We start from the raw sequence: 17,121 nt of genomic DNA, 5'->3' as shown, positions 1-17,121 counted from the left end.
CGACCATGCGGGATGACGATCTGACGGTCTTGCGGCTCATCCGCTCGCGCAAGGTGGGGCCTGCGACGTTTCACCGCCTGATCGCCGAACATGGCAGCGCGTCCGAGGCCCTCCGCGCCCTGCCCGAAATCGCCGCCGCCGCCGGGATCGAGGATTACAACACGTGCCCCGAGGGTGTCGCCGCCGCCGAATTGTCGGCCGGCCGCCGTGCAGGAGCACGGCTGATCCGTTGCGATTCGCCGCTTTACCCGCCTGCCCTGCGCCAGATCGAGGGGGCGCCCCCGATCTTGTGGTTGCGCGGCGATCCCGCATGTCTGGCGCGCGATGTCGTGGCGGTGATCGGGGCACGCAATGCGTCGTCGCTGGGGCTGCGGATGGCACGGGGCATGGCGGCGGGGCTTGGCGAACAGGGCCTGGTCGTGGCGGCGGGGCTGGCGCGGGGGATCGACACGGCCGCCCACAACGCCGCCCTGCCCACCGGAACCATCGCCGTGATGGCAGGCGGCGTCGATGTCATCTATCCCGCCGAGAACGCTGTTCTGGCCGCGCAAATCGCCGAGAAGGGCGCGCTGATCTCGGAACAGCCGCCCGGGACGGAACCGGCAGCGCGTCATTTCCCGCCGCGCAACCGCATCGTCTCGGGGTTATCGCGCGCAGTCGTGGTGATCGAGGCCGCGCATCGCTCGGGCACGCTGATCACCGCGAAGAACGCTCTGGATCAGGGGCGCGAGGTGATGGCGGTGCCGGGTCACCCGATGGATGCGCGCGCAGCCGGCTGCAACGCGCTGATTCGTGACGGCGCGCTTCTTGTGCGCGGCGCGGCGGATGTCGCAGAGGCGCTTGCCCAGGTAACGCAAGCCCGAGAATCTGCGCATCCTGGGCGGCGCCCCCCGCAGCCGCCTGCGATCAGCGCGGACGTTCCGGCCCAAGCCGCAAGGCAAGCTCGGGCGACCGGCGGTCCGGCGGTTGCCCCCTCCGGACGCGATCGTGGGGGCCCTGTGCATCTGGAAAGGCGCATCCTTTCGCGCCTGTCGCCCTCGCCCACGGACGAGAACGATCTGATCCGCGACCTCGGCGTCCCGGTATCGGTTGCCAATGCCGCAATCGTGGCGCTGGAACTGGAGGGACGGGTGACACGGGTGCCGGGCGGGCGGATCGCCCTCTGCTGACGGGCCAAGGGCGGGCGGCCAAGAGCCGTTGACAGCACCGCGCCTCGCACCCATGTTGCCGCCCCATCGCAGTTGCCCGAGGAATCCATGCCCGTCGTCGTCGTCGAATCTCCGGCCAAGGCCAAAACGATCGAGAAATATCTGGGCGGGGATTACCGTGTTCTGGCCAGTTTCGGGCATGTCCGCGACCTGCCCCCCAAGGATGGCAGCGTCGATCCCGGACATGATTTCGAGATGAAATGGGAAATCGCGGCGGATAGCAAGAAGCATATCAAGGCGATCAAGGACGCGCTCAGGGACGATCAATCGCTGATCCTGGCCACCGACCCCGACCGCGAGGGCGAGGCGATCAGCTGGCACCTGCTGGAAGCGCTGGCCCCTGCCCTGAAGAAGGGCGCCGAGGTCAACCGTGTGACCTTCAACGCGATCACCAAGTCCGCCGTGACCGAGGCGATGGCCCGCCCGCGCCAGATCGACCAGCCGCTGGTCGATGCCTATCTGGCCCGCCGGGCGCTGGATTATCTGGTGGGCTTCAACCTCTCGCCGGTGCTGTGGCGCAAGCTGCCGGGCGCCAGGTCGGCGGGTCGGGTGCAGTCGGTCTGCCTGCGCCTGATCGTGGACCGCGAGATGGAGATCGAGGCCTTCAAGGCCCGTGAATACTGGTCCGTCCATGCCCGCTTGGCGACACCGGCCGGCGAGGAATACGACGCCACGCTGGTTTCGCTGGCAGGACGCAAGCTGGAACGCTTCGATCTGACCGATCAGGATCGGGCCGCGATGGCGCTGAGCGCAGTGGCCAGCCGCGATCTGCAGGTCGTCAGCGTCGCGGCGAAACCCGCCAGCCGCAATCCGTGGCCGCCCTTCATGACCTCGACCCTCCAGCAAGAGGCCAGCCGCAAGCTGGGCATGGGCGCCAAGGCCTGCATGTCGGCGGCGCAGCGGCTCTACGAAGCCGGGTTGATCACCTATATGCGAACCGATGGCATCGACATGGCCCCCGAGGCGGTCATGTCGGCGCGCGACGCGATCAGGGCGAAGTTCGGCGAGAATTACCTGCCGAAATCGCCGCGCATGTACAAGAACAAGGCCAGAAACGCGCAAGAGGCGCATGAATGCATCCGGCCCACCGACATGATGATGTCGCCCGACCGGCTGACGGTCAGCGCGGAGGACCAGCGGAAACTCTACGACCTGATCTGGAAGCGCACCATCGCCAGCCAGATGGAAGCCGCCCGGTTGGAGCGGACCACCGTCGAGATCGCCAGCCCCGACAACCAGGTCGGCCTGCGCGCGACAGGTCAGGTGATGCTGTTCGACGGCTTCCTGCGCGTCTATGACCAGGGCCGCGACGATGACGAAGGCGAGGACGGCGCTCGTCTGCCCGCCATCACCGAGGGCGAGGCCGCGCGCCTGGTCGGCTCGGCCTTCGCCGCGGAACTGGACAAGGCCCGTGACAAGGGCGGCGAAACATTGTCCGCGCCCGCGGGCCAGAAAGCTGCGCCCGGCTTGCTGACCGACGAGAACGCCGCCGTTGCCGCGCGGCAGCACTTCACCCAGCCACCCCCTCGCTATACCGAGGCCACGCTTGTAAAACGAATGGAGGAACTGGGCATCGGTCGCCCTTCGACCTATGCCAGCATCGTGACCACGATCCAGGACCGCAACTATGTCCGCAAGGACAAGAACCGCCTCATCCCCGAGGACAAGGGCCGGCTGGTCACGATTTTCCTGCTGAAATACTTCCCGCGTTATGTCAGTTACGATTTCACTGCCGATCTTGAAAATGAACTGGACGAGATCAGCGCGGGTGAGCGGGCCTGGCGCGACGTTCTGGCGCGCTTCTGGAAGGATTTTTCAAAAGCGATAGAGGGCACATCCGACCTTCGCATCAGCGAGGTTCTCAGTGAAATCGACGACGCGCTGGCCCCACATCTCTATCCCCCGCGCGCCGATGGCGGCGATCCGCGCGCCTGCCCGCTCTGCGGGGCGGGACGGCTGAGCCTCAAGACCGCGCGATCGGGCGGAGCCTTCATTGGCTGCACGAACTATCCCGAATGTCGCTATACCCGTCCGCTTTCGGCGCCAGATGAGGACGCCCCGGTCGGCGACCGCCTGCTGGGCGAATATCAGGGCGATCCGATCATGCTCAGGACCGGACGTTTCGGCCCCTATGTCCAGCGCGGCGAGGCGACCGAATCGAACCCGAAACCGGCCCGCGCCTCGGTCCCGAAAGGCTGGGACGCCGCGTCGCTGGATCTGGATCGTGCGGTGCAGCTCTTGTCGCTGCCGCGCGTGGTCGGCCCGCATCCCGAAGATGGCGTGCCCATCGAAGCCGGCATCGGACGTTTCGGCCCCTATGTGAAACACGGCTCGAAATATGCCAATATCGCCGATGTGGACGAGGTCTTTACCATCGGCATGAACCGCGCGGTCGAACTTCTGGCGGCCAAGCAGACACGCGGCCGCACAGCCGCCGCCGCGCCCTTGCGCGAATTGGGCGATCATCCCGAAGGCGGCCCGATCCAGGTGATGGACGGCCGCTACGGTCCCTATGTCAAATGGGCAAAGGTCAACGCCACCCTGCCCCGCGACACGACGCCCGAGGATCTGACCCTCGAGCAGGCGTTGGAGCTGATCGCGGCGAAAGTGGCCAGGTCGCCCGCGAAAGCCGCGAAGAAAGCCGCCGCAACGAAGGCTGCCAAACCCAAGTCGCGCGCCGGGACCAGGACGGCGGCCAAGCCGAAAGGCGCGAAGACCACGTCCGCGCAGGCCGCCGATTGACAGCGAGTGCACCGCGTCTAGTGTGCAGGTGCAGAAACACAGACAGGGGGAGGCCCATGAAAAAGGTTTATGCGACTGCGGATGCGGCGCTGGACGGGCTGCTGCATGACGGGATGTTCATTGCGGCGGGGGGGTTCGGGCTCTGCGGGATCCCGGAATTGCTGATCGACGCGCTGGTGCGCTCGGGCGTGAAGGATCTGACGATTGCCAGCAACAACTGCGGCGTGGACGGGTTCGGGCTGGGCAAGCTTCTGGAAACGCGCCAGATCCGGAAGATGATCAGCTCCTATGTCGGCGAGAATGCCGAATTCATGCGGCAATATCTCTCGGGCGAGATCGAGCTGGAATTCAACCCGCAGGGCACCTTGGCTGAACGGATGCGCGCGGGCGGCGCGGGCATTCCGGGTTTCTACACCAGGACCGGCGTCGGCACGGTCATCGCCGAAGGCAAGGAGGTCAAGACCTTCGACGGCCAGGATTACATCCTCGAACGCGGGATCGTGGCGGATCTCTCGATCGTCAAGGCGTGGAAGGCCGATGACACGGGCAATCTGGTGTTTCGCAAGACGGCGCGGAACTTCAACCCTCCTGCGGCGATGTGCGGCCGCGTCTGCGTGGCCGAGGTGGAAGAGATCGTCCCGCGCGGCAGTCTCGACCCCGACCACATCCACCTGCCCGGCATCTATGTTCACCGGATCATCGCAGGCCAGCACGAGAAGCGCATCGAGCAGCGCACCACTCGCAAGAAGGAGACCGCATGATGCCTTGGAATCGCGACCAGATGGCGGCGCGGGCCGCAGAGGAGCTTCAGGACGGCATGTATGTCAACCTCGGCATCGGCATCCCGACGCTGGTGGCCAACCACGTGGGCGACAAGGACATCACACTGCAATCCGAAAACGGAATGCTGGGCATGGGCCCCTTCCCCTATGAGGGCGAGGAGGATCCCGACCTCATCAATGCGGGCAAGCAGACGATTACCGAATTGCCTCACACCGCGTATTTCGACAGCGCGACCAGCTTCGGGATGATCCGGGGCGGCAAGATCGCGGCAGCGATCCTTGGCGCGATGGAAGTCTCAGAAGAGGGCGACCTGGCGAACTGGATGATTCCCGGCAAGCTGGTCAAGGGAATGGGCGGCGCGATGGACCTGGTCGCGGGCGTGGGCCGGGTGATCGTGGTGATGGACCACACGAACAAGGCGGGCCAATCGAAGGTGCTGCGGGCCTGCACGCTGCCTCTGACGGGCAAGGCTGTGGTGAACCGTATCATCACCAATCTCGGCGTTCTGGACGTTGTGCCGGGCGGGCTGCGAATCGTGGAACTGGCCGATGGCGTGACCGAGGCCGAACTGCGCGCCGCGACCGAGGCGACGATCGTCGCCTGAGGCGCCAAGGTCTGCGCGATGCCGAGGGTGCGGAGGGGGCTCTGCCCCCGCCATCCTGCGGACGGCCCCCGGATATTTGGAGCCAAGGCAAAGCAGGCCCGCTGAGCGGAATGAATGATGGACGCAGACGAGATCGAGCGGTTGTTTACCGGCCAGGACGGGCAGTTTTCCTGCGCCCGGTGGGGACGACCCGTGGCACCGGTGATCTTTGGTCTGGCCGATCAGAGCCTGGACATCTTTCGCGGCGCCATAAGGGCTGGCTTTGCCCATGCCAGGCATCCGCTGGCCGAGACGGACCCCGAGATGGGGGCCAATCTGATGCTGTTCTTCCTGCGCGACTGGCAGGAACTGGAGGATGTGCCGGATCTGGATGCCCTGACCGGGCAGGCGGGATTGCCTGCGCGGCTGGCGGCGGCATCGGGCGGCCGCGGCGCGGATCATTATCGTATCTTCCGGTTCGATGCGGATGGCGGCATCCGGGCCTGTCTGGGATTTCTGCGCATGTCCGGTGCACTGGCCGAGGCCCATCCGGCCCAGCTGGCCGAGGCGGTCATGATGCGGTCGGCGCTGAATTTCGCGCGCGACGTTCAGCCTTCGGTCTCTTTGGCGGCGTTGATTCGGGCGGCCTATGATCCAGTCCTGCCGGTGGCCAGCCGCGACCCGAGCCATGCCTTGAGGCTGGCGGCCCGGATGGCGGCGGCCCGGTCATGAGCCACCGCATCCGGCTGCGCGTCTATTACGAGGATACCGACCTGGCCGGTATCGTCTATTACGCCAATTACCTGAAATTCATCGAACGCGGCCGGTCGGACTGGCTGCGGGATCTGGGGCTGGACCAGCGCGCGCTGAAGGAGGATCGCGGACTCGTCTTTGCCGTCCGCCGGGTCGAGGCCGATTATCTGTCTCCCGCACGGTTCGATGACGTGCTGGAGATCACCACTGCGCTGACCGAAATGCGGCCCGCACGGCTGGTGCTGACGCAGGAGGTGTTGCGCGACGATCTGGTGCTGTTTCGGGCCATCGTGACCATCGCCTGCCTGGATGCTTCGGGCCGAGCTGTCCGCCTGCCCGACGCATTATGCAGCGTTCTGGCTGCCTGACCCCGGCGCAGGAGAGGCTGGCGCATTCCCGGCCCCTTGCCTGAGAAGCGACAGCGACACAGCCTGCCCGGATCGGCAGCAAGGTGACACCTTTGTGTTGCCGAAGGGGATGAAACCCGCCGCGAATACGGAGTAAAAGGCGACCAACCCGGCAGGATATGCCGCAGGTCCATGACGACGAGGCAGTGAAGATGGAAACCATTCAGGCCGGCGAGGCCATCGACTTTTCGGCCGTGGGGCTGTTCCTTCAGTCCTCGCTGACGGTGCAGGTCGTGATGATCATTCTGCTTTTGGCTTCGTTCTGGGCCTGGGCGATCATCATCCAGAAATACCTGGTCTTTGCGCGCGCGCGCCGCGATATGGCAGCCTTCGATCGCGCCTTCTGGTCGGGCGAGCCGCTGGACGACCTGTTCGACCGGATCGGAGACCGCCCGCGCAGCGCGCCCGAGCGCATCTTTGCCGCGGGCATGACGGAATGGAATCGCAGCCAGCGCGACAGCGGTGATCTGATCCCCGGTTCTCTGGCACGCATCGACCGCGCCATGAACATCGCCATCCAGCGCGAGGAAGCCCGCCTGTTCAAGGGCCTGTCCTTCCTGGCGACGGTCGGCTCGACATCGCCCTTCATCGGGCTGTTCGGGACGGTCTGGGGGATCAAGACCGCCTTCGAGGGCATCGCGCTGAGCCAGGATACCAGCCTTGCCGTCGTTGCCCCCGGCATCGCCGAGGCGCTGCTGGCGACCGCGCTTGGCCTTGTCGCGGCGATTCCGGCGGTCATCTTCTACAACAAGCTGTCAGGCGACGCCGATCGCATCACCGGCAACTGGGAGAATTTCGCCGACGAATTCGCCAGCCTGCTGTCGCGCCAGATCGAAGAGCCCGCCGCATGAGCGCCTCGGTCGTCAAGCGCGAGGCCCGCAAGGGGCGTGGCAGGCGGCGCAACGCGCCAATGTCGGACATCAACGTGACTCCCTTTGTGGATGTCATGCTGGTCCTGCTGATCATCTTCATGGTGGCCGCCCCGCTGCTGACGGCGGGGGTGCCGCTGAACCTGCCCCAGACTGCTGCCAATGCCGTCCCGACCGAGCAGGAAGAGCCGCTGGTCATATCCGTTCCGGCGGATGGTCAGATCCTGGTAATGGATCTGCCGGTCGCCGATAACGAAGTTGTCGCAAGGCTGCGGGCGATCCTGGCCGATCGGCAATCGGGCCGGGTCTTCCTGCGCGCGGATGGCGCAATCCCCTATGCGCGCGTGGTCCAGATCATGGGCGCGCTGAATTCGGCGGGCATCACCGATATCGTCCTGGTCACCGAGACCGGCGGCCCACGAATGGACGGCTGAGCCATGAGCGAACGGGAAGAACGCATCGGTCGGTGGGTCTCGGGGGTGGCGCATGGTGCGCTGATCCTCTGGGCGGTGCTGGGCGGTGCGTTGTTCCGGCCGCAGAGCTTGCCGCCGATACGCAGCACGCAGGTCTCGACCATCAGCGGCTCCGAGTTCGAGGCGCTGGCTGCCGCATCCCGCGGGGCCGGACCTGTCGCGCCGGATGCGACGGCGGTGGCCAGCCTGCCCACGCCAACGGGCGACGAAGGGGCCGAGGCGCCCGCAAGCTCGACCGCGCCCGAGGCTCGGGATGTCGCCGAACTGGCCCAGCCCGACGCCGCCGAGCCGGCCCCTGACCTCGGCGATTTCGCCGCGCGAGAGCCGGTCGCGGTGGCGAGCGATCTGGCCCAGCCTCCTGCCGTGCAGACCGAGTCGCCCGCCGAAAGCCCCTCGGTTCCTGCCGCCGCCGAGACCGCGCCCCGGCCGGGCGCCACGCCGTCGCTCGAGGCCCCTGCGCCGCCGCGCTCTGCGCTGGCGCTGGCTGTCTCGCCCCGCCCTCAGCAGCGTCCGGACGATCTGGTCGAGGCCTTCAACCGCCGCCTGGCCGAGCGTGAGGCGGCAGAGGCCGCCGCGCGTCAGGCCGCTGCCGAACGCGAGGCCGAGGAACGCCGCCGTGCCGAGGCCGCCGAGGCCGAACGCCGCGCCGCTGCCGAACGCGAGGCCGAGGAACGCCGCCGCGCCGAAGCCGCCGAAGCCGAACGCCGCGCCGCAGCCGAACGCGAGGCCGAGGAACGCCGCCGCGCCGAAGCCGCCGAGGCCGAACGCCGCGCCGCTGCCGAGCGTGAAGCGGCCGACCGTCGCGCGCTTGAGGATGCGCTGCGCGAGGCCCAACAGGATAACGCAGGCGCTGGCGGGACCGATACGGCCTCGACCGGGGATGCCTTTGGGGGCGACCGCCAGCGGATCGAGGGCGGCGACGGCGCTTCGGCCGGGCTGGACCCGCTGGCTGCGGCCCTTGCAGGCGCATTGTCGGGCAATGGTGGCGAGGCGCCCGCACCCGACGCGATGCAGTTCGCGCCCTCAGGGATCAGCGCCACTCCCCTGCCCGAGCCGCAGAACGATGCTTCCCTTGGCGGTCTGCCCGTCGGCGCGCCCCTTTCGCTGGCCGAGCGCGAAGGGCTGCGCATGGCCATCGAGCGGTGCTGGAACGTCGGAGCGCTGTCGGTCGAGGCCGCGCAGACCAGCGTGACAGTTGCCTTCTCGCTTGGGCCGGACGGCGTTCCCGAGCCGGCCAGCATGAGAATAGCCGATTTCCATGGGGGTTCGCCCAACGCCGCGCAGCAGGCCTTCGATGTGGCGCGGCGCGCGATCCTGATGTGCGGGCGCGCCGGATATGCCCTGCCCGCAGAAAAATACGCCCGCTGGCGCGATGTCGAGGTAAGTTTTCGCCCCGGAGGCGTTGAATTCTGACGACCCCTGGCGTCAGGTGTCAGCCTGCCGCCCGATCACGGTATGAGGACGCCATGTTCCACAAGCTGACCCTTGCCCCTGCCCTTGCGGCGATCCTGGCCGTCGGCGCACCCGCCCTGCCTGCGATGGGCCAGACCGCCCCCTTGCGGATCGAGATCACCGACGGCGTGATCGAGCCCATGTCCATCGCCATCCCGGCCTTTCACGGCGATGCCGAACTGGCCGCGCGGGTGCGTCAGGTGGTGGCCGACAACCTGACCGGGACGGGTCTCTTCCGCGAGATCCCCGCCGAGGCCCATCCCGCCCGCCCCGCCGGTTTTTCCGACGCAATCAGCTACGAGGAATGGCGCGCGGTGAATGCCCAGGCTCTGGTCACCGCCGAGGTGACGCAGGCGGGCGAGGATATCAGCGTCCGCTTCCGGCTGTTCGACGTGTTCACGGGCCAGCCCCAGGGCGACGGGATGCAGTTCGACGCCCGCGCCGCCGATTGGCGCCGCGCCGCCCACAAGATCGCCGATCAGATCTATACCCGCCTGACCGGCGAAAGGCCCTATTTCGACAGCCGCGTGGCCTTCGTGCAGGAGACCGGCCCCAAGAATGCCCGCATCAAGCGCATCGGGGTGATGGATTACGACGGCGCGAACATCCGCTGGATGACCGACGGCGCCTCGCTGGTTCTGGCGCCGAAATTCTCGCCCGACGGGCGGCAGATCCTGTTTACCAGCTATGACAGCGGCTTTCCGCAGATCCGCCTGCTGGACGTGGCCAGCGTGACCTCGCGCCCGCTGACGCAGGATCCGGGCGCCATGGCCTTTGCCCCCGCCTTCAGCCCTGATGGCCGCCGCATCGCCTATTCGCGCGAACAGGGCGGCAATTCCGACATCTGGCTGATGGATGTTGCAACGGGTGGACAGCGGCCGCTGACCAACGCACCCTCGATCGAGACCTCGCCCAGCTTCAGCCCGGATGGCAGCCGCATCGTCTTTGAAAGCGATCGCTCGGGGACTCCGCAGCTTTACATCATGGGCCTCGATGGCGGCGAGCCGCAGCGGATCAGCTTCGGTGACGGCCGCTATGGCACCCCGGCCTGGTCTCCACGCGGCGACATGATCGCCTTCACCAAGCGGATCGGCGACCGGTTTCATATCGGCGTGATGCGCACCGACGGCTCGGGCGAGAAGATGCTGACCGAGTCCTTCCTGGACGAGGGGCCGACCTGGGCTCCGAACGGGCGGGTGGTGATGTTCACGCGCGTCACCCCCGGGGGAACCGGCGAGCCTCGGTTGCATTCTGTGGACATCACCGGACGAAACATGCGACCGATCGAACTGGATTTTGCCGCCTCGGACCCGTCCTGGGGACCGCTGCTGCCATGAGGGCCAAGATGACCCACGCCGCGACCAAGCCTGCCCTGATCGCCTGTCTTCTGGCGCTGGCCGCCTGCGCCCAGCCTGCCCCGCCTGCGCCACCGGTGATCGACCCCTATGCCCAGACTGCGGCGGGCGCGGTCTTTCAGGGCAACCTGCCCGGCGGTGTGATCGGCGTCGAGGGCAGCGCCGAGTTCTTCCGCGCGCAGGTGGGCGACACGGTGCTGTTTCCCGCCGACCAGACCACGCTGACACCCGAGGCCCGTGCGATCCTGTCCCGCCAGGCCGCATGGCTGAACCGACACGGAAACTTCACCGCGATCATCCAGGGCCATGCCGAGGAAACCGGCACCCGCGAATACAACCTTGCGCTTGGCGCCCGCCGTGCCAGCGCGGTGCAGGAATATCTGGTGGCGCAAGGGGTTGCCCCGGGGCGTATCCGCACGCTGTCCTTCGGCAAGGAGAGGCCGGCCGAGGTCTGTTCGGATGAAAGCTGCTATGCCCGCAATCGCCGCGCGGTGACGGTGGTCAGCGATGGCGGGGTGGGCCTGTGATGCGCCTCTGGCCTGTTGCCCTGCTTCTTGCGATGGCCAGCCCCGCGCTGGCCCAGCAGGCCGATGCGCCTGCGGCCGATGCGCCCGCGGCCCAGAGCCCCGAGCGCGAGGCCAACCTGGCCGATATGCGGACAAGCCTGGCGGAATTGCGTGCCGATCTGCAGCGGCTTCGGGCAGAGCTTGTGGCCTCGGGCGCCCAGGGGTTCCAGGCGGCGGGCGGAGAATCGGCCATCGACCGCATGAACGCGATGGAGGCGCAGCTGATGCGCCTGACCGATCAGGCCGAACGGCTGCAGAACCGTATCAACCGGGTCGCCGCCGACAATGAAAGGCGTCTGGCCGATCTGGAATTTCGCCTGTGCGAACTGGACGAAACCTGCGATCTCAGCGCGCTGACCGTGCCTTCGGGCATGGGCGGGCTGGCGCCGGAACTGGCGCCCTCGGCCCCTGCACCCGGCATGGATGATCGTCCCGCCGGCGTGGCCACGGCCGCCGAACAGGCCGATTTCGATCGCGCCCGCGCCGCGCTCGAGGCCGGAGACACGTCGGAAGCCGCGCGCCTTTTCGCACAGGTTGCCGAAGCTCATGCCGGAGGCCCCCTGACCGCCGAGGCGCTGTTCCTGCGCGGCCTGGCCCTGGAGCGGGGGGGCGACCCTCGCGCGGCCGCGACCACCTGGCTTGAGGGCTTCGCCGCCGATCCCGACGGCCGCCGGGCGGGCGAAAGCCTGCTGGGCATCGCCCGCGTGATCGAGTCTCAGGGCGACGCCACCGCCGCCTGCCTCTACCTGGCCGAGATCCCGGCCCGTTTCCCCGGTAGCGCCCCCGCGCAAGAGGCCGAGGCCGCGCTGGTCCGGCTGGGCTGCGGCAGCGCGGATCTGGGGGTGCTGGACCCGCTGCTGGACCCTGCGCTTGACGCCGAGGCGCTGGCCGATCTGGCAGAACACGAATAGGGCCGGGGCGTGACCGTCCCGGGGGGCGACCCAGCCGCGCGGATCATGGCCGCGCTGGACCGTCTCGCGGGTGATCTGCCCGCGCTTGGCCTGGCCGTGTCGGGGGGCGGCGATTCGATCGCGCTGATGCAGGTCGCGGCGGAATGGGCGCGAGGTCGCCGGATCATGGTTGCCACGGTCGATCACGACCTGCGCCCCGGCAGCGCGCTGGAGGCCGCCGAGGTCGGCCGCGCCGCCCGCGCCCTGGGTCTGTCCCACGCAACCTTGCGCTGGCAGCGCGAGACCCGCACCGGCAACCTGATGGCGCAGGCCCGCGACGCAAGGCTGCGGCTGCTGGCAGGCTGGGCACAGCGAAACGATCTGCCCGCCGTGGCGCTTGGCCATACGGCTGACGACATGGCCGAAACCTTGCTGATGCGCCTGGTTCGCAGCGCCGGGATCGACGGGCTGGCGGGCATGGCCGAATGGCGCGATGCCTTCGGGATGCGCTGGCTGCGCCCGGCTCTGGGCACGCATCGGCAGGAATTGCGCGACTGGCTGACGGCGCGTGGCGTCTCGTGGATCGACGATCCCAGCAATGAGAACACCGATTTCGAGCGCGTCCGCATCCGCCGCGCGATGGCCACGCTTGGCCTGGACGCGGCCCCGCTGGCCCAGGCCGCCCGCCACATCGCCGAAGCGCGCGATGCCTTGTGCGATTTCGCAGCCCTTGTGGCGCGGGACGCGCAGATCGCGCAGGGCCGTCTGATCCTTTCACGCGGCGCCTTCGACGAGGCCCCGCCCGAGATCAGGCGCCGCCTGCTGGTCGCCTCGTGCCGTTGGATCACCGGTGCCGACTACCCGCCGCGCCGCGCGACGCTTCTGCACGCCCTGCGCTCGATCGAACTGGGCGCGCGCGTCACGCTGGACGGCACTCTGATCGCGCCCACAGGCGCCGATCTGCGCATCACGCGCGAGGCGGCGGCAGCCGGGCGCGCCCTGCCGGTGATTTCAGGGCCTTGGGATCGGCGCTGGCTGGTCGAGGGGTTGGCGCCGGGTCAGCATGTCGCGGCGCTTGGTGTGACGCACCTGAATCGTCTGCCCTGGCGCGAGGCGGGGCTTGCCCGCGACGAGGCAGCCGCCAGCCCCGCCATCTGGCAGGGCGAAACGCTGGTCGCCCCCATCCTGTTGCGACGAGGACCATGGCGCGTCACCCCGCTGCGCGGCGCGGCAGATTTCCGCAGCTTGGTAAAGGCGCATTGAACCTTTGCCCATAATCCCTATTTTCAAGCCAACCTTATCCCGCCGGAGGACCGACTTTGGGCAACGCACGCAACTTCGCCTTTTGGGTGGTTCTGTTTCTGATGATCCTGGCGCTGTTCAACATGTTCAGCGACGGGGCCGGCACCGCCAACAGCCGCCAGATCAGCTATTCCGAGTTCATCCAGCGGGTGCAGAACGACCAGGTCAGTGCCGTGGTTATCGACGGCGAGACCGTCACCATCACCGGCACGGACGGCCAGCAATATGCCACGATCCGCCCCCTGGGCGAGGAACTGGCCGGCAATCTGGTCGATCGCGGCATCGACGTGCGCGTCGTGCGCCAGCAAAGTTCGGGCTTCATGTCGATGCTGGGCGTCTGGCTGCCCTTCCTGCTTCTGATCGGCGTCTGGATCTTCTTCATGAACCGGATGCAGGGCGGCGGTCGCGGCGGGGCGATGGGCTTCGGCAAGTCGCGCGCCAAGCTCTTGACCGAGAAATCCGGCCGTGTGACCTTTGACGACGTGGCCGGCATCGACGAGGCCAAGGAAGAGCTGGAAGAGATCGTCGAATTCCTGCGCAACCCGCAGAAGTTCAGCCGTTTGGGCGGCAAGATCCCCAAGGGTGCGCTGCTGGTCGGCCCTCCGGGGACCGGCAAGACGCTCTTGGCCCGCGCCATCGCGGGAGAGGCGGGTGTGCCGTTCTTTACCATCTCGGGCTCGGACTTCGTCGAGATGTTCGTGGGCGTGGGCGCATCCCGCGTGCGCGACATGTTCGAACAGGCCAAGAAATCCGCGCCCTGCATCCTCTTCATCGACGAGATCGACGCGGTGGGCCGCGCCCGCGGGGTCGGCATTGGCGGCGGCAATGATGAACGCGAGCAGACGCTGAACCAGCTTCTGGTCGAGATGGACGGGTTCGAGGCGAACGAGGGCATCATCATCGTCGCCGCGACCAACCGCAAGGACGTGCTGGACCCCGCTCTGCTGCGCCCCGGCCGCTTCGACCGCCAGATCTATGTGCCCAATCCCGACATCAAGGGCCGCGAGCGGATCCTGTCGGTCCATGCCCGCAAGGTGCCGGTCGGCCCCGATGTGGATTTGCGCATCATCGCGCGCGGCACGCCAGGATTCTCGGGCGCGGACCTGATGAACCTGGTGAACGAGGCCGCCCTGATGGCCGCCCGGATCGGCCGCCGCTTCGTCTCGATGGAGGACTTCGAGAACGCCAAGGACAAGGTCATGCTGGGTGTCGAGCGCCGCAGCCTGGTCCTGACGCCCGAGCAGAAGGAAAAGACCGCCTATCACGAGGCCGGTCACGCCATCGTGGGCCTGTCGCTGCCGAAATGCGACCCGGTTTACAAGGCAACGATCATCCCGCGCGGGGGTGCCTTGGGAATGGTGGTCAGCCTGCCCGAGATGGACCGGCTGAACTTCCACAAGGACGAGGCCAAGCAGAAGATTGCCATGACCATGGCGGGCAAGGCTGCCGAGATCATCAAGTATGGCGAGGAAGGCGTGTCGAACGGTCCTGCCGGCGACATCCAGCAGGCCAGCGCGCTGGCCCGTGCGATGGTGATGCGGTGGGGCATGTCCGACAAGGTTGGGGCCGTGGACTATTCCGAGGCGCATGAAGGCTATAGCGGCAGCACCGGCGGCTTCTCGGTCTCGGCCGCGACCAAGGAGCTGATCGAACAAGAGGTCCGCGCCCTGATCGAAGAGGGCTACCAGGAAGCCCGCCGCATCCTGATCGAGAAAGAGGTCGAGTTCGAGCGTCTGGCCAAGGGTCTGCTGGAATACGAGACTCTCACCGGCGAGGAGATCGGCAAGATCCTGCGCGGCGAGCCGCTTGACGGTGGCGATGACAGCGGGCCGGGCAGCGTGATCCCCTCGGTGACGGCGATCCCCAGGACGGGCAAGCCCGTGCAGGGCGGAGACCCCGCCCCGGCCTGATCCGGCAATGAAACAACGAAGCCCCGGCCGGACCGGGGCTTTTTCATGCGCGCCCTAAGGCGGAATCAGGGGGTCAGCCCCTCGGGGTCCGGCAGGCCGTTTGCGCGAGCTGTCGCAGTCAGCGTATTGGCCAGCAGGCATGCAATCGTCATCGGCCCCACGCCGCCCGGAACCGGCGTGATCGCGCCCGCCACCGGCAGGGCGCTTGTGAAATCGACATCCCCGACCAGACCCGCCTCGGTCCGGTTGATGCCCACGTCGATCACGGTCGCGCCCGGCCTGATCCAGTTGCCCTTGACGAATTCGGCACGCCCCACAGCGGCGACCAGAATATCGGCCTCGCGGCAGAGCGCGGGCAGATCGGCCGTGCGCGAATGCGCAACCGTGACCGTCGCGTTGTCACGCAGCAGAAGCTGCGCCATCGGCTTGCCGACGATGTTGCTGCGACCGATGACCACCGCGCGTTTGCCCGCCAGATCGCCCAGCCGGTCGCGCAGCAGCATCAGGCAGCCAAGCGGAGTGCAGGGCACCATGGCCCTTTGCCCCGTGGCCAGACGCCCGACATTCAGGATATGGAACCCGTCCACGTCCTTTTCGGGCGCGATCGCATTGATCACTGCGGCTTCGTTCAGATGGCGCGGCAGCGGAAGTTGCACGAGGATGCCATTCACCGCAGGATCAGCGTTAAGCCGGGCGATCAGGGCCAGCAACTCGACCTCGGGCGTCGTCGCGGGCAGGCGATGTTCGAACGAAGCCATGCCCACCTCGACCGTCATGCGCCCCTTGGAGCGCACATAGACCTGGCTGGCCGGATCCTCGCCGACCAACACCACGGCAAGCCCGGGCTTGATTCCACGATCCGCGAGGGCGGCGACCTCGGTGGCGATCCGGGCGCGCAACCCGGCCGCAAAGGCCTTTCCGTCGATGATCGCTGCGGTCATGGCTGCTCCTTGCGTTCAAGCTGGCGTTCTTCCTGGGCGATGGCGGCCTCGATCAGCTGCCGCCAGATCGTTTCGATCAGGTCGGCGTCCAGCCCCGCTGCCGTCGCATGGCGGCGGGCATTGGCCACGACCTCTTCGACACGGGCGTCGATGCGAGCGGGCCAGCCATTCACCGCCTTGAGTTGAGCCGCGCGGTCGATCAGATCACGGCGGCGCGCCAGCAGGCGCACCAGGTCGCGGTCCAGCGCGTCGATCTCGGCCCGCAGGGCCTGCATATCCGGGATCTGGTCGGTGGGCTTCATGTCTGTCCCATGCAACGGCGCACGGGAATACGCAAGGGTCAGCCTGCCGCAGAAGCCAGTGCGCGGCGCAGGCGCCTCAGAACTGACTGGAGGCTCTGGACTTCGGCCTGGCTCAGGCCGTGCGATTCTTCGATACGGTTCAGCACGCCGCGCGCGTGGCCCTGCAATGCGCGCCCGGCCTTGGTCAAGCTGACGCGGACGCGGCGTTCGTCATCGGCGTCGCGCTTGCGATTGAGCAGCCCGGCCTGTTCAAGCCGCTTGAGCATCGGTGTCAGGGTGCTGCTGTCCAGGCCCAGAGCCGTGCTGATGGTGCCCACACTCTGACCGTCCTCGCGCCACAGCGAGATCAGCACCAGAAACTGAGGATAGGTCACGCCCAATTCATCCAGCATCGGCTTGTAAAGCCGACCAAAGGCCAGATTGGCAGCATAGACATCGAAGCAGAGCATCGTGTCCAGTGAAAGGTGAAACGAATCGTTCATTTGGTCTGTCTATGGGGCAATGACGACCCGCGCAATTAACGAATTTGCATCAGACCGATCCGATACCGTGACGCAGGCGCGGCTTTTCCGAGGATCCAGGCGC

17 protein-coding genes are annotated in these 17,121 nt (G+C 67.4%); 14 read left to right on the top strand and 3 right to left on the bottom strand.

Annotated elements, in window-relative coordinates; all coding sequences use genetic code 11:
* Positions 1-5: 5 nt before the first annotated feature.
* From dprA to ftsH, 14 genes are all read left to right on the top strand, one after another.
* Positions 6-1,169: a DNA-processing protein DprA gene (gene dprA / locus KY389_RS09310; protein ID WP_246588050.1), complete on the top strand. Its 1,164-nt coding sequence runs from the start codon at positions 6-8 to the stop codon at positions 1,167-1,169.
* Between the two features lie 87 nt (positions 1,170-1,256).
* The gene (topA, locus tag KY389_RS09305) at positions 1,257-3,950 is read left to right on the top strand and encodes a type I DNA topoisomerase (protein ID WP_219830648.1); all 2,694 of its coding nucleotides are present in this window, start codon (positions 1,257-1,259) and stop codon (positions 3,948-3,950) included.
* Between the two features lie 56 nt (positions 3,951-4,006).
* Entirely contained in the window at positions 4,007-4,711 is a 705-nt protein-coding gene (locus tag KY389_RS09300) for a CoA transferase subunit A (RefSeq protein ID WP_219830647.1), read from the top strand.
* Entirely contained in the window at positions 4,711-5,337 is a 627-nt protein-coding gene (locus KY389_RS09295) for a CoA transferase subunit B (RefSeq protein ID WP_219830697.1), read from the top strand. The genes KY389_RS09300 and KY389_RS09295 overlap by 1 nt, the downstream gene beginning before the upstream one ends.
* Before the next feature lie 114 nt (positions 5,338-5,451).
* Positions 5,452-6,048 (top strand): hypothetical protein, encoded by a 597-nt coding sequence (locus KY389_RS09290; RefSeq protein WP_219830646.1) that lies wholly within the window; start codon positions 5,452-5,454, stop codon positions 6,046-6,048.
* On the top strand, positions 6,045-6,437 hold the full coding sequence (gene ybgC / locus KY389_RS09285) for a tol-pal system-associated acyl-CoA thioesterase (protein ID WP_219830645.1): 393 nt from the start codon (positions 6,045-6,047) through the stop codon (positions 6,435-6,437). Before KY389_RS09290 ends, ybgC begins: the two co-directional genes overlap by 4 nt.
* Before the next feature lie 185 nt (positions 6,438-6,622).
* Positions 6,623-7,327 (top strand): protein TolQ, encoded by a 705-nt coding sequence (gene tolQ, locus KY389_RS09280; RefSeq protein ID WP_425517175.1) that lies wholly within the window; start codon positions 6,623-6,625, stop codon positions 7,325-7,327.
* Positions 7,324-7,779: an ExbD/TolR family protein gene (locus tag KY389_RS09275; RefSeq protein WP_219830643.1), complete on the top strand. Its 456-nt coding sequence runs from the start codon at positions 7,324-7,326 to the stop codon at positions 7,777-7,779. Before tolQ ends, KY389_RS09275 begins: the two co-directional genes overlap by 4 nt.
* A gap of 3 nt (positions 7,780-7,782) precedes the next feature.
* Positions 7,783-9,231, top strand: a complete 1,449-nt coding sequence (locus KY389_RS09270; protein WP_219830642.1) for a flagellar biosynthesis protein FlhF — start codon at positions 7,783-7,785, stop codon at positions 9,229-9,231.
* Positions 9,232-9,284: 53 nt separating this feature from the next.
* Positions 9,285-10,607 (top strand): Tol-Pal system beta propeller repeat protein TolB, encoded by a 1,323-nt coding sequence (gene tolB / locus KY389_RS09265; RefSeq protein ID WP_219830641.1) that lies wholly within the window; start codon positions 9,285-9,287, stop codon positions 10,605-10,607.
* 8 nt (positions 10,608-10,615) lie between these two features.
* Complete coding sequence (gene pal, locus KY389_RS09260) at positions 10,616-11,152, top strand: peptidoglycan-associated lipoprotein Pal (protein ID WP_219830640.1); 537 nt, start codon at positions 10,616-10,618, stop codon at positions 11,150-11,152.
* The gene (locus KY389_RS09255) at positions 11,152-12,102 is read left to right on the top strand and encodes a tetratricopeptide repeat protein (protein WP_219830639.1); all 951 of its coding nucleotides are present in this window, start codon (positions 11,152-11,154) and stop codon (positions 12,100-12,102) included. Before pal ends, KY389_RS09255 begins: the two co-directional genes overlap by 1 nt.
* 9 nt (positions 12,103-12,111) lie before the next feature.
* On the top strand, positions 12,112-13,344 hold the full coding sequence (tilS, locus tag KY389_RS09250) for a tRNA lysidine(34) synthetase TilS (protein ID WP_343222936.1): 1,233 nt from the start codon (positions 12,112-12,114) through the stop codon (positions 13,342-13,344).
* A gap of 56 nt (positions 13,345-13,400) precedes the next feature.
* The gene (gene ftsH / locus KY389_RS09245; RefSeq protein WP_219830638.1) at positions 13,401-15,293 is read left to right on the top strand and encodes an ATP-dependent zinc metalloprotease FtsH; all 1,893 of its coding nucleotides are present in this window, start codon (positions 13,401-13,403) and stop codon (positions 15,291-15,293) included.
* Positions 15,294-15,358: 65 nt separating this feature from the next.
* Here the strand turns inward: ftsH and folD are convergent, their stop codons facing one another.
* The 3 genes from folD to KY389_RS09230 are packed head-to-tail and all read right to left on the bottom strand — an operon-like array spanning position 15,359 to position 17,018.
* Positions 15,359-16,234, bottom strand: coding sequence for a bifunctional methylenetetrahydrofolate dehydrogenase/methenyltetrahydrofolate cyclohydrolase FolD (gene folD / locus KY389_RS09240; RefSeq protein WP_219830637.1), 876 nt, complete (start codon positions 16,232-16,234; stop codon positions 15,359-15,361).
* Entirely contained in the window at positions 16,231-16,536 is a 306-nt protein-coding gene (locus KY389_RS09235) for a chorismate mutase (protein ID WP_219830636.1), read from the bottom strand. The genes folD and KY389_RS09235 overlap by 4 nt, the downstream gene beginning before the upstream one ends.
* A gap of 38 nt (positions 16,537-16,574) precedes the next feature.
* Positions 16,575-17,018, bottom strand: a complete 444-nt coding sequence (locus KY389_RS09230; RefSeq protein WP_219830635.1) for a MarR family winged helix-turn-helix transcriptional regulator — start codon at positions 17,016-17,018, stop codon at positions 16,575-16,577.
* Positions 17,019-17,121: the final 103 nt, after the last annotated feature.

Origin of the sequence: Paracoccus bogoriensis (assembly GCF_019431455.1) — a bacterium.
Classification (GTDB): domain Bacteria; phylum Pseudomonadota; class Alphaproteobacteria; order Rhodobacterales; family Rhodobacteraceae; genus Paracoccus; species Paracoccus bogoriensis.
This window is presented reverse-complemented; position numbering and strand designations above follow the sequence as displayed.